Annotated in this window: 10 protein-coding genes and 1 riboswitch; of the genes, 3 read left to right on the plus strand and 7 right to left on the minus strand. The window is 40.8% G+C overall.

The genetic code is table 11. The features are described 5' to 3' along the window. Positions 1–52: 52 nt before the first annotated feature. The gene (locus ACXAEO_RS13205) at positions 53–1,330 is read right to left on the minus strand and encodes an acetylornithine deacetylase (RefSeq protein WP_474881717.1); all 1,278 of its coding nucleotides are present in this window, start codon (positions 1,328–1,330) and stop codon (positions 53–55) included. 110 nt (positions 1,331–1,440) lie between these two features. Beyond that, a riboswitch (TPP riboswitch) is annotated at positions 1,441–1,545 on the minus strand. A 290-nt stretch (positions 1,546–1,835) separates the two neighbouring features. Between ACXAEO_RS13205 and ACXAEO_RS13210 the strand changes: the two genes are divergently transcribed. Next, a complete protein-coding gene (locus ACXAEO_RS13210) occupies positions 1,836–2,273 on the plus strand; it encodes a YuzC family spore coat inner layer protein (RefSeq protein WP_474881719.1) in 438 nt (145 codons plus the stop codon). Between the two features lie 59 nt (positions 2,274–2,332). Here the strand turns inward: ACXAEO_RS13210 and ACXAEO_RS13215 are convergent, their stop codons facing one another. The 4 genes from ACXAEO_RS13215 to ACXAEO_RS13230 all read right to left on the minus strand — a co-directional run bounded on the left by ACXAEO_RS13215 (position 2,333) and on the right by ACXAEO_RS13230 (position 7,133). Then, a complete protein-coding gene (locus ACXAEO_RS13215) occupies positions 2,333–3,298 on the minus strand; it encodes a bile acid:sodium symporter family protein (protein ID WP_474881721.1) in 966 nt (321 codons plus the stop codon). Between the two features lie 356 nt (positions 3,299–3,654). Beyond that, positions 3,655–5,178: a glycosyltransferase family 4 protein gene (locus ACXAEO_RS13220; protein ID WP_474881725.1), complete on the minus strand. Its 1,524-nt coding sequence runs from the start codon at positions 5,176–5,178 to the stop codon at positions 3,655–3,657. A gap of 2 nt (positions 5,179–5,180) precedes the next feature. Further along, a complete protein-coding gene (locus tag ACXAEO_RS13225; RefSeq protein ID WP_474881727.1) occupies positions 5,181–6,278 on the minus strand; it encodes a CotS family spore coat protein in 1,098 nt (365 codons plus the stop codon). A gap of 36 nt (positions 6,279–6,314) precedes the next feature. Next, positions 6,315–7,133: a UTP--glucose-1-phosphate uridylyltransferase gene (locus tag ACXAEO_RS13230; RefSeq protein WP_474881730.1), complete on the minus strand. Its 819-nt coding sequence runs from the start codon at positions 7,131–7,133 to the stop codon at positions 6,315–6,317. Between the two features lie 343 nt (positions 7,134–7,476). Here ACXAEO_RS13230 and ACXAEO_RS13235 point away from each other — a divergent pair, with 343 nt between their 5' ends. Both ACXAEO_RS13235 and ACXAEO_RS13240 read left to right on the plus strand, forming a co-directional pair. Next, positions 7,477–8,766 carry a UDP-glucose dehydrogenase family protein gene (locus tag ACXAEO_RS13235; protein WP_474881734.1) on the plus strand — a complete coding sequence of 430 codons (1,290 nt, stop codon included), beginning with the start codon at positions 7,477–7,479 and terminating at the stop codon, positions 8,764–8,766. Further along, complete coding sequence (locus tag ACXAEO_RS13240) at positions 8,763–9,710, plus strand: NAD-dependent epimerase/dehydratase family protein (RefSeq protein WP_474881736.1); 948 nt, start codon at positions 8,763–8,765, stop codon at positions 9,708–9,710. Before ACXAEO_RS13235 ends, ACXAEO_RS13240 begins: the two co-directional genes overlap by 4 nt. Before the next feature lie 166 nt (positions 9,711–9,876). On the opposite strand, the gene ACXAEO_RS13245 is transcribed toward ACXAEO_RS13240, so the two are convergent. Both ACXAEO_RS13245 and ACXAEO_RS13250 read right to left on the minus strand, forming a co-directional pair. Next, positions 9,877–11,577 (minus strand): methyl-accepting chemotaxis protein, encoded by a 1,701-nt coding sequence (locus ACXAEO_RS13245; protein ID WP_474881739.1) that lies wholly within the window; start codon positions 11,575–11,577, stop codon positions 9,877–9,879. Beyond that, positions 11,574–12,752: an ATP-grasp domain-containing protein gene (locus ACXAEO_RS13250; RefSeq protein ID WP_474881742.1), complete on the minus strand. Its 1,179-nt coding sequence runs from the start codon at positions 12,750–12,752 to the stop codon at positions 11,574–11,576. The genes ACXAEO_RS13245 and ACXAEO_RS13250 overlap by 4 nt, the downstream gene beginning before the upstream one ends. Positions 12,753–12,937 lie beyond the last annotated feature (185 nt).

Raw genomic sequence — 12,937 nt, forward strand, 5'->3', positions numbered from 1 at the left:
CTTCAAACCCCTTTAATTGTTAGTATCATTTTAAAACTCACATCTTGCTCATCTACTTTGCTTGTGTATGCGTCCATTCGAAAATAAATCGCAGCATCACTTTCGTATAATCCAGTAATTGCTCAATGGATATTTGCTCATTGACGGCATGAGCGTTATGTAAATCACCGGGACCATAAATTGCTGTCGGAATCCCCGCTTCCCCTAACCAGCCTCCATCTGTCACAGTCGGTGAAACATCCATCACAGCAGGCTGGTCCAGCACCTCTTCATGTGACTTTGCTAGCAAGCGAACACCTAGATGATTTGGGTCGACTTCCAACGCCGGAAAGATTTCGCCCCGATCTTCAATCATCGACGTTCCGCCCCATTCAAATATCGGAGGATTTTCTTTTAGCCAAATGTCAGCCCTTGCGACATGACTGATATGTTCTTCAATCTCTTTGGCCACCTGTTCGTACGACTCGTTCGGATAGTAATGAACGGTGATCCATAGTCGGCACTCATCCGCAATAAATGCAGCATGCCGGCCCCCTTCAATAACCGCAGGATTAATAGTATTTGTTCCTGGAAGAAAGCCCGGATAGCTTTTCGTCACTGCCCAATGACGCTCAAGCTCCTGTAAGCCTTCTATTACTTTCATCATTTTTTCGATGGCACTTGCCCCGAATAAATTTCCGCCAGCGTGGATCATACTTCTTCTTGTCGCATCATGGAATGTTTGGCGACTTTTGACTGTAATCCACCCCGTAATGACACCGCCTTGCCCTTGAATATGTAAATCACTCGTATCGACGACTACCGCAAAATCGGCGGTATAACCCCTTTTACAACATTGAAGAGTTCCTGCTTCTCCTACCTCTTCGCCAATAACGGATTGAAAAATCAAGTCCCCTGGAAACTCAATGCCTGCCTCGCGAAGAAGCTGAATCGCAAACAATGCTCCAGCAAGGCCACCTTTCATATCTGCTGCACCGCGTCCAATCACTGCCCCATTCTTTACAATGGGAATGAAAGGGTCCGCTTCCCATTCTTCCTCTTCACTCACTTCTGCAACATCGATATGGCCATTCACAATTAAACTTTTATAATTCTCTGGCTTCACTCCCTTTAATACACCTACTACATTCGGGTCGTTTCGATAAACATCCCATTGATCAATCTCGAAACCAAGCTTACTCAAAAAAGAAGCAACATATGATTGGGCCTCTGCCGTATTACGGGCTGGCGGAGCAGGTGTTTGAAACGAAATGAGTGTTTTCAACAAATCAATGAGCTCTTCTTGACGCTCCTCCACTTGATCAATTAATGGTTGCAAGATGTTCTCCATGTTCATCCCTCCTTTTGAACAAATAAAAAACCGCTTCTATTTGAGAAAGAAGCGGTTGTAAACGTAGATTATTCCATTTATCCACCCATGACACGATGATGGCGATACAACGGATTACAACACCGCTTCCCTACGCTAGTATTACCTAGTTCAGGTGGTAAGGGTTAAGGCATATTCGCCTCTCTCAGCTTTTCTAAGCACCCCTAGTGGTGATTACTATTTAATTAGGTGAATGTGTGTACCATTACATAAAAACAGACTGTTTACCAAAATCTCTGTATTAATGTATTTGGTAGATTTATTTTGTTACGGTTATTTGAAAAGAGGGAATTTTCTCCTTTTCAGACAACCTCTTCATTATTTTTAACACATTTAATTGGGATGTTCAATAAAAATATTTTTCTTTACGTGTTTACCCTTCCCATCTACATACGAACTCTGCACAGCGCCAAGCTTTTTTCCGTATAGTGTAAAGAACTTTATCAAGGGAAGGAGCAAGTCTACGATGTTTATGAATCCGTATATATATGTATATCCTCATGGGGCCTCCTGGCTATATTATGAGCCGGTGTCTATTCATCAACCAGTCCGCGTATATTCACCTGTTCATCCTTTATCTTACACGACTATGTCCATAGATGTGAGACCTTATCCAGATGTAGATCCGACTTTATTTAACCAATCTGCCATCGCCATGCAAACGCTCATGAAAGATGCAAGTATTTTGCTAAACAAGTTGGCCGAATCAAAAGAGTTTGACTCCAAGATTATGAAGGCCGCACAGCAATCCAATTCAAAAGCAGTCGATGAATTGATTAAATCAACTGGTATTCAATCTACGGTGAACACATCCTTTAATCCTGACGGCATCCAACTAAAACTATCTTCTAAAGCGGGCGGAACCGAATGCTGTCATCTAACCATCACACTTCGATGGATGTAAGGTGCTTGAACCACTATTCTCTTCATACGAACAATATGTCTACTATTGGAAACTTTCCGCTATACATCAACAGACTGAGCGGCAGGTCTGTCGTAAGCACGATGCAGCATATGCCCATAAAAAGAAGCCAGCAGTTGCTGGAACAGAATACCAAGGACTACAGGAACCGCAACCGGCGGAGGAAAATAGGCAACGGCGACGACAGCACCGGCACTAATATTCCTCATCCCACCTGTAAAGGTTAAAGTAATAATTTCATCTGTCTCACGTTTTAGCCACTTGCTAATGAGCCATGAAAACAAATAGCCGGAAGATGAAATAAATAACACAACAATAGCGATTGAAACGAGCTTTTGATCCACTTCTCTTAAATAGGGAGCTACCACAGAGCTGTTAAGCATCACAACAGCTGCCAAACCGACTTTTGACAGCGGAGAAAGCCATATCCCTGCCGTGCTTTTAACTTTTCCTGATGTCATCTGATTCAACATCATCCCCACTAAAGAAGGTAAAACAATCATAAACACGAGCCCTCTCATAATGGCCCATATGTCCATTTGTACCGACTCTCCCGCTGCTAATGACAGCGCATATGGGACAATGAACGGAGAAAGAAACGTGTCAATTAAAATGATCGACAACGCCAATGGAATGTTCCCTTTATGAATAGAAACCCATATAAAGCTCGTAATACCTGTTGGAATTACTGCTGCTAAAATTAAGCCGGTCATTGTCAGCTCATCCCCGTTGAATGCTGCATACCCAATCCCCCACGCCCAAATTGGCATTAAGATGTGCAAAACAAGCAACGCCAGCACTACTGGAAACGGGTGGAGCAATACGCGACCCAATGCCTTAAAATTGGAACTTAAACTCCCCGTAAATGTCATAAATGCAAAAATCCATGGCACTAAAAACGCATACGATTCAATCGTGCCAGCAAAAATAACCCCCAAGACGACACTTATCGGCGTGATGAATGGCATGCTTTTTTCGAGAGCCTTGTTTATATTTTGCAATGTCATCTCTTTCTCCCCCTAAACGATTTACTCTATGTACCTTTTAAAAAATGGGGATGTTGTATATTACTCAAACATTTCGTTTAAGCGGCTGGCAAATAGGTTACGCCCTTTTTGCCAGCCGCTTCATTATTCCCACTTTATCATGTTAACTCTCATATCCCTTTTGTTTCAATCTTTTTTAACAAGAAGGACATATCGAACGAGCCTGTTTCGATTCAGTCTGTCTCTATATCACAGTTGTATCTGTGTCAACGTTCTTTGATCGTTTCCATCACAAATACTGACTACAAAAGCATTCTGTAGTCAGTGTTTGTGATTTATTCTGTTCATAGTTCATCTTGCTCGTGAACCCCTACTGATTAGTAAATAGAACGATAGGATGTGCTATGAATGTTGGAGTTGTTTCCGATGACCGCTCTTCTTCTCCGTCTTCTTCGTTTTTTTCTTCTTTCGTCTATCTGTGGTTGCTCACTTTCTTCCAGTAATTCATGCTCCTCGGAATCGTCCAACACAACATCATTTTCCATCTCTTCCACTACTTCAACTTCCTCTACTTCTACAACATCAGCTTGCATTTCGTCTTGCGCTTTTTCTTTCTTTTTTTCTTTTGTTTTTTCTGCCAATCCCGTACTTTCCAGTGAGACTACTTGTTCCTCTGTCCCTACAGGCTCCTTCACCGCTTCTACTTCCTGTTGTACTACACTTTCAGCAGTCTGCGATGCTAAAGAAACAGACGGCATATTCATCGATTGCTCCCAAACTTCCAGCAACTCAGCAGCTACCCGATCCCATGTATATAAAGACTCCGCGAGTTCCCTTCCTTTTTGCCCCATCTTTCTCATCAAAGAAGGATTCGAAAGAATTTCAGAGATATTTTCAACAAACCCATTCGGATCTTCTGGTCTTTCTACAACGAGACCGTTTTCTCTTGGAAGGATAACTTCTGGATTTCCACCTCTTGCTGTCGTGACAATTGGAAGGCCTGCTGCCATCGCTTCATAATGCACCCGTGCTAACGGCTCTTGCCATTGTGACGTACATACGAACAAATCTGCAGCCGCAAACCAATTGTGAATTTTATCTGGCGATACAAATCCTGTTGCGACAACCGGAACCGTCAGTTTTTTTGATAAGGCCCTCACGTAGGCAATATAATCTGTTGTATCTTCTTGACTAAACCACTTACTTCCCATGATGACAAGTGCAATGTCTTTAAATTTCTTGGAAAGCTCGGGAATCGCTCTGACTAATTTATCGACACCTTTATTATGCGAAAGCCTTCCCGCAAATAAAATGACCGTGTTATTCTCTAATCCATGCTCCTGTCGAATCGTATTTCTTGTTCGTTTCATGCTGGAGTGATTTCCAGGTAAAAATCGATCGATATCGACTCCGGAATAAATGGTTCTTACTTTCGAGGAAGCTTGGGGATATAAACCTTTTATAACATTGCCAATGTAGTCACTGACGGTAACGATATTTGAAACCTCATCCACCGCACGTGCCGCTTCTTCCGGGTTGATTTTCTCCGGATTGAACATGTCATTATGCATACTTAATGTAATTTTAGACTGAGGAGCTGCCTGACGTACAGGATTCACGAGTCGTGGACGGTTAAAAATGTGGATAAGATCAAATTGATTGGATTGAATATAGTTAACGACCCCTTCGCGATAAATCTCAAAGATTTTCCCCGGGACGCGTATATAATGGATGCCTTCAATCGTCTCCTCATTAGGCAGTGATGGATCATCTGTTCCTAAAATTGTAATATCGTGATGACGACCTAAGTACGGAAGAGCCCCGGATATATACGTTTGAATTGCTCCCCCTAATACCGGAGGCACAGGAAGTTTCTCCGTACAAATCATTAAGATTTTCATTTTTATTCCCTCCCTTTCCAATCATTTGCAATTTCCTCTAACGCAGGCCATTTGGACTGATCGGTGTCTACAATAATTTGAATCATTTGCGCTGTTTCGTCGTTTAAAAACACTTCTGGCTCATATACCATTTCTTTTACATTTTTATAAAACTCGTTTGGCAGCGATAAATCAATCATTAAAATATCATACAGCTCTGGTGTAATTGGATTAGCTTCATGATAAGCGTTAATCATTTCACGAATCCACGTCACATCCCAATGAAATAAGTCAGCCATTGTCCCTGTAATTAATTTTCTTAAATCACGGATTGGGAGATCGTAAGCCACTCCGTCTAAATCAATAATCCACATTCCATTTGATCCCATTTGACCGTTGGACCATCCGTAATCTTGGTGAACGAGCCCCCAATATGGATTGCCATGCTTCGTTAGTTCTAAATAGCTCGATTGCTGTAGCCTTTCTAAACTTTTTCTCGCCTGCTCCTCAAACTGGTCCACTACGTTTAATACAGAAGCGCTTGCTGGCATTTCATCGTACGCCTTGGCAATCGTTCGAAACCAATCCATTTTATAAATAATTTTTTCATAGCTTTTTAACCATTTATACAGCCTTGAGGCATTTTCAGCTTGCTGTGGAGGCACGTATCCCTTTGTTAGATGATGAAACTCACCAAGCGCATGACAAAGGTGTTTCGCTCCTTCCAAATCTTTTGAAACCGGAGCGAGCGATTCAATCCATTCCGCAACAAACCATAGCTTCCCTCCTGCTTCCACATAATTGATTCCATCTTTTGTTTTCACAATTGGCGGGACTCTTGCCTTCTGGACATCTACTAAATATTCTTGTGCGCCTAAGCTGAATAAACTTCTTGTAGGTCTTCGGTGGAGGAGCTTCAAGCTTTTTGGCCCTGCACTTGTTTCAAGCTTCCAAATTGCTCCGCCCTTATCTGATTTGGTCGTGACTACTTGCATATCGCTGACGGAAAAGTCGTAATGGCGAAGAACTTCTTGCCCCATCTGCTCAATATAGTCCGGCACATAAAATTCATCATGAACAAGCTCATCGACTATCCACGGTTCAATCATTTTGTTATCCATACTGCCCCTCCTGTTAATTTATCCTTCTTGCCGATCTTACTGCGAGGATTTTTCTAGCTGATAGATGGTATTAATGAGCCTAATATAATCCGACGTTACTCCAATGTCGTATCTCTCCCCACCTATTACAGTCCCATAACACTTGTCCTTAGTTAACATTTCTTTAATCGCATCGGTTAATTGGACCTCACCGCCCAATCCGGGACTCTGTTTGTCTAAGTAAGACATTATTTCAGGTGTAAACACATATCGGCCAATGACCGCCAAGTTGGACGGCGGATTTTTCTGTGGTTTCTCAACAATATCTAACAGTTCATACAAGTCGTTTGCCGCTTTTTTCCCTTTCACAACACCATATTGCTTCAATTGCTCCTGCTCCACTTCTGCAAGACCGATAATACTGCTTTGCTGCTGCTCATAAGCATCAAGAAGTTGCTTTAGTCCACTTCCTTCCGAATCGAGAATGATGTCATCTGGAAGCAGCACCGCAAACGGATCATTTCCTACGAACCCTTTACCGAGTCGAATCGCATCTCCAAGTCCTTTTGCGTATGGCTGACGTGTATACAAAATTTGAACATCAGGAACGGTCAGCTTTTCTAGCAAATCTTGTTTATTTTTTTTCTCTAAAAATGCCTCCAATTCAAAAGAATGATCGAAGTAATCCACGATTAAATTTTTTGAACGCGAGACAATAATTAATACTTGTTCAATCCCCGCTGCAACCGCTTCCCCCACTACATATTCAATGGCTGGCTTCACTCCGATCGGAAACATTTCTTTTGGAATGACTTTTGTAATCGGAAGACTTCTTGTACCAAAGCCGGCAGCTGGTATGATGGCTTTTTTGATCAATGTTTTCTCTTCCCTTCTTCCGTTTATCCACTCCAGGCATCGCTAGCCTTTATACGAGTTCCATTGAGTTCCTCAAAACGATCGGCCGATATTCTATAAATATCTTAAATTCATCTTTAAAAGGTTCCATTGTTCGGCACGATGGCTGATTAACTACAGTTTCTAGATGGATATATACATCGTATTCTTGTTCATAACAGGAGAAAGTTGTCCTGTGCTAAAAAAGCGCAGGGAACCTGCACATTTTTTAAGGAATTGTTAATCTTAATTATCACAAGAGACGCTTGTACGTTAATACGATATAACGTGTACAGAGTTCGTCTTAGAAAGGAGTAAAGCAAAGATGGAGATTTGTATTATTGGGTCAGGATATGTTGGGTTAACCACCGCTGCCGTTTTAGCCAACCTTGGGCACTCGGTCTGCTGCGTAGATAAGAACCTCCAACGTATTGATATGCTGCAACAAGGAGATATCCCCATTTATGAACCGGGATTAAAAGAATTATTTGAGGAAAATAGAGAACGCCTCACCTTTACGACGTCCTTACAAAAAAGTATAGAGAAGGCTTCTGTTCTACTCATTGCCGTAGGCACCCCTTCTCTTCCTGACGGAAAAACAGACTTAACCTATGTCACTTCCGTAATTAATGAGATTGCTGGGTCTCTATCCGCTTATAAAACCATTATTACGAAAAGTACAGTGCCACCTGGTACGAATGAATGGATTTACAATACACTCATTGCTAAAGGTGTTCCCTCTCATCTATTCGACATTGTGTCAAATCCTGAATTTTTAAAAGAAGGAACCGCCATCTATGACATGGAACACCCTGATAAAATTGTGGTTGGAATTCGGAAAGAGGACAATACTTCACTCCCTGTCTTAAAGGAAATGTATAAAGGATTGGAGGCTCCCTACATCGTAACAAGCTTAAGTGGTGCTGAAATGATTAAATATACATCTAATGCTTTTCTTGCAACGAAAATTTCGTTTATTAATGAGATTGCTAGAATTTGCGACCAATATGGCGTAAATATCAATGACGTTGTGAAAGGCATCAGCACGGACCCTCGAATTGGTCCACATTTTCTTCAGTCAGGCATCGGCTACGGCGGGTCTTGCTTTCCAAAAGATGTTCATTCACTTGAACATAGCGCCCTCTCTAAACAAGTCACTCCACTTATTTTACAAGCGGTTCAAACCGTAAACCGGACACAAGTAGATGTATATATCAAAAAGCTAAAAGCGGCTTTCGAACAGCTAAACGGAAAAACGATTACCGTTTTAGGCATTGCCTTCAAACCAAAAACGGACGATACACGATATTCTCCTGCCCTTCGATTAATGGAAAAACTCGTAAAACTTGGATGTCATATTCATACGTACGATCCAAAAGCAATGTTGCCGGACTCTTTAAAAGAAAGCATTACTCAGCATGCCTCCCTAGAACTAGCCGTAACAAACGCTGACTGCGTTATTATTGCCACAGACTGGCCCGAATTTATGAATGTAGATTTTGCGAATCTGAAAAAGAAGATGAACGGTGCTGTCATCATGGATGCTAGAAATTGCCTGAGCCCTGAAACGGTAAGAGAGCACGGCTTCACATATATCGGAGTGGGTCAGCTATGAACATTGTTGTAACTGGCGCTGCAGGTTTTATCGGTTCGCATTTATGTGAGAAGCTGCTCGAAGATGAAAAAAACAACATAATTGGGATTGATACGTTTACAGGACCCACTTCAATTGACTTAAAACAACCAAACCTCTCGCTTCTTCTTCACCACCCGCGTTTTCAACTCATTCAACAAGATTTGCTTACAATTGATTTACACAATTTATTAAAAGGGGTAGATGCTGTTTACCATTTGGCAGGCATGCCTGGTGTTCGGTCCAGCTGGGGAAAAGACTTTGATCCATATGTTACACACAACATTGTTGCGACACAGCGATTGTTAGAAGCTGCTAAAAGTGAGCCATTAAAAAAATTCATTTATGCTTCTACCTCTTCTGTATATGGAGAAAAAAGCGGCAAAGTTACAGAAGAATCATGCCCATCTCCCCTTTCTCCTTATGGCATTACAAAATTAACAGGAGAGCATTTATGCCAAGTTTATCATAATAGCTACGGACTCCCGCTCGTCATTGTCCGCTTCTTTACGGTCTATGGTCCGAGACAGCGTCCGGATATGGCTTTTCATCGCTTTATTAATCAAATCTTAACGGGACAGCACTTAACGGTTTATGGTGATGGATTGCAATCACGGGATTTCACTTATGTTAGCGATTGTGTGGCAGGGACTGCTTCTGTTCTTTCCGCTAAAAACATAATAGGAGAAACTATTAATATTGGAGGAAAAGAGAGGGCATCTGTGCAAGAAGTGATTGCCATCATCGAGGAATTAACTGGTAAAAAGGCCGATGTTCACTACTCACCAAAAGTTAGCGGAGAACCAAAGCATACGTGGGCCGACATTTCGAAAGCCACCTCATTGCTCCATTACAACCCACATGTCACCTTACGAGAAGGAATTGCCCGTGAGATTGAGTATATCCGAGCTGTCTACCAGCTATAACCGCCTTCAGCAGTGCATATGATTCAACATATCTATTCAACAAAAAGCCCGTCAATTTATCCTTGATTTTGCAGGATAATTGACGGGTTTCATTGGAGCAAGACTGTTAAGGACGAGATGATGTCCCGACAGCCCTGCTCTTTTTTGTTCGTTAGGAATTATTGGTTTATTTAAATTTCCCAACGGTATCTTGAAGAACGTTCGCTACATCTCTCAGTTGCTTATTTTGCTCTTTCAATGTTTCAACTGTGTTGTTTTGCTGAATAGCAGCCGCGGCAATCTCTTGGGTCGTCGCGACACTTTGCTCAGTAATCGCTGCAATTTCTTGAATAGAAGAAAGAGCAGTATCCGATGCTTTCGCAATTTTTCCAGAGCTTGCAAAAATGATATCAGATCTCGTTTTAAGCTGTTCAACCGACTCAAAAATTTCATTGAAAAGGCGGCCATTATCCTCTACAATTTCTACCCCTCTGACAATGTCTTCAAAATCTTGTTCGTTAAGTTCTAAAACTTTGCTCGTTTGTTTGTTAATCTCATTGATTGTATCTGAAATATCTTTAATAGAAGAAGCCGTTTGATTAGCTAGCTTTTGAATTTCCTGGGCAACAACTGAAAATCCTTTTCCTGCTTCGCCTGCACGTGCAGCCTCAATGGAAGCGTTCAATGATAATAAATTCGTTTGAGCAGAAATATCCCGAATTAAATCGATGATTCTGTTAATATGCTCTAACTTATAATTTAATGCCGATAGATTTTCTTTCGTCGCTGCTCCATTGTTTTTAATTTTATTAATTTGGTCTGAAATAATATTCACTTGCTCAGACCCTTTTTCAGACAGTTCACTCGTATGATGCGTAAATTCTTTAATTTGTTTCGTTTGTTGATCCATGTCTTCAATAGCTGCAGACATTTCAGTAGTCATATTCGAGATGTACTCGATATGCTTCGCTCTTTCTTCCGCTCCATGTGCTTCTTCGTTTGTTCCGGTCGCAATTTGACGAGATGCTCCTTCTAACTCTTCAAATGACACAAGAAGAGTATCGCTCGTTTCATTGATAGTTTCTGATTTTTCTCTTACGCTCTCAATGATATTCTGTAGATTTTGTCTCATCTCTTCGAAGCTGGCCGCTAATAATCCAATTTCATCATCACGTTTTATATTAATCTCGTGACTCAAATTTCCTGATGCAATACTATTCGCAAAGTCCGCTAAACGCTTAATAGGACTCGAAATACGGTTTCCAATATAAAACGCTAAAAGACCGCCAAGTACTACAGCCGCAATAAGGAAAATAGACGGATACAAAATCATCTGCTTTTGCAAATCCATGACGAAGGTTGCATCCATATCAATTCCGATAATAGCATCGGCATTATCAATTGGGAGGAAAAACGATTTATGTACTCCCCACTTATCTTCATAAATATCACTGGACACTTCGCTTTTTTGCTCGAACGACTGTTTTTGATCAGCTGTAAAAGGCGATTCAACCATGAAATCTTCACTGCCGTTCAACGCCACTATCACATCTTGACCATTTACCCGTGATAACACATACACATACTCAATACCTTTGCGTGCTTCTATGAAAGTATCTAAGTATTGCTTTAAGTCATTACCGTATTCCTCAGGATTTTCCATTACCTGCTCGATAAAGTCACTATCCAGTCCCCCAGCTAACGTCCTTCCATTTTCTTGCAGTCTATTATCAAATTGAGATAATACATGATTATTTGTAATAGAATTCATAACATTTCCTAAGAAGCCACCGATTACAAGTGCAAAAATAAGAAAAGGGACTAAAAAACTAACAACAAGCTGTGCTTTAATCGACGTTTTAGGATGTAACAAGGGAATTTTTTTCATCGGTTCTTCTCCTGAAAAGTTTTTAATTGCTTCATTTGAATGAACTGCGTCAAATCTAGCTGTAACACTTTATTGTTTTCTTGTAAATCAGGGCTCTTAAAGAAAACAATCGCGAATGTTCGATCATTTTGAGCATGAATTTCCCGATATTCTAAAAGATGTGTGAATTCTTTTTTAAACGCGCTATGATCTACCTTCTCGACAAGAGACTGTGAAACATTCGATGGAATTTCTGCACAACAGAAGCTGTAAACAGCTGTATCCATTTCTTCCATCACAGCTTTCCAATCAGGACTTGTTCCAAGGAAGTAATGTTCATATACGTTACATCCGTACGCGTAAAAACCTAAATCCGTTGTTCCAGCTCCTGCAAAACGCAACGGGTTCACTTCAATTGGCACAACACGGCTCCTATGCTTCTTGATCTCAAAATGAACTGGATAATTTTTTAAAGGAACAACTTCTTTCAATTTCATCATAAATGAAAGAATATCATCATGAATCTCTTCGATTACTTCCTTCGAGGTGAAATAAATCCGGTCAGACGTATCATATTCGTCTTTGAATTGCCTTTTAAACATGTTCAAAATCACTGGATTTCCTTCATGATCAAAGTAACCGTCTACTGCATACTCGTCGCCTTGAATCCATTCTTCGATTAAAATATGATTCCCATTGATGACATTTTGATTGTAAACATTTTGAGAAAGAATAAAATCGGCATGGAGTTTATCAAGAGCTTGGTTCCATTCGTCTGCATTTTTGATTTTGTAAACTCCGACACTTGAATAGCCCATCGTTGGCTTGATGACGACTGGAAATGGAATACGTTCTGTGTCCAGTTTAAACAGCTCAGCAATACCGACCACTTTATAAAAATAATCAGGATATATGTTAGAAAGAAGACTTCGGAGTTCCCCTTTATCTTTCAACGTTTTTGACCACAGATATTGCTTACTATCAGGTGCATTCGCTTCAAGTAAAGTTAAACAACTCTCCGAATTCGTTAGCAAACGTTGTTGATCATTCCATCTAGTGAAAAAATCTTCTGCGCGTAAGCCGGATAATTCACTTGAACTCTCTTTATCTGTTTCCTCTTTTAACACAGGAATTTCAAGTTTCTTTAACGTTTCGACTAAAAGGGGTGAAATAATTTGTTCATTAATGATAATCATATAACCATTCCTTTCCTAGCTGATTGTACATTCAATTCGGATTCATCGTTGCTGCGAGTCGATTAGCATTGGCATCCCTTCATTATCGCTACTTTCCGCCTAACACTTTTTCTGTTCACCAATTTTAAGCTCGGGGTTTTGCTGTCATAAAAAAACCACTCCGAAAAAGAGTGGATTCATACATT

Source organism: Bacillus sp. ABA4_010, assembly GCF_056159105.1.

Bases quoted from the DNA above. Each gene is read 5' to 3' on its own strand.
- ACXAEO_RS13205 (WP_474881717.1), bottom strand. From the start codon at position 1,330: ATGGAGAACATCTTGCAACCATTAATTGATCAAGTGGAGGAGCGTCAA.
- ACXAEO_RS13210 (WP_474881719.1), top strand. From the start codon at position 1,836: ATGTTTATGAATCCGTATATATATGTATATCCTCATGGGGCCTCCTGG.
- ACXAEO_RS13215 (WP_474881721.1), bottom strand. From the start codon at position 3,298: ATGACATTGCAAAATATAAACAAGGCTCTCGAAAAAAGCATGCCATTC.
- ACXAEO_RS13220 (WP_474881725.1), bottom strand. From the start codon at position 5,178: ATGAAAATCTTAATGATTTGTACGGAGAAACTTCCTGTGCCTCCGGTA.
- ACXAEO_RS13225 (WP_474881727.1), bottom strand. From the start codon at position 6,278: ATGGATAACAAAATGATTGAACCGTGGATAGTCGATGAGCTTGTTCAT.
- ACXAEO_RS13235 (WP_474881734.1), top strand. From the start codon at position 7,477: ATGGAGATTTGTATTATTGGGTCAGGATATGTTGGGTTAACCACCGCT.
- ACXAEO_RS13240 (WP_474881736.1), top strand. From the start codon at position 8,763: ATGAACATTGTTGTAACTGGCGCTGCAGGTTTTATCGGTTCGCATTTA.
- ACXAEO_RS13245 (WP_474881739.1), bottom strand. From the start codon at position 11,577: ATGAAAAAAATTCCCTTGTTACATCCTAAAACGTCGATTAAAGCACAG.
- ACXAEO_RS13250 (WP_474881742.1), bottom strand. From the start codon at position 12,752: ATGATTATCATTAATGAACAAATTATTTCACCCCTTTTAGTCGAAACG.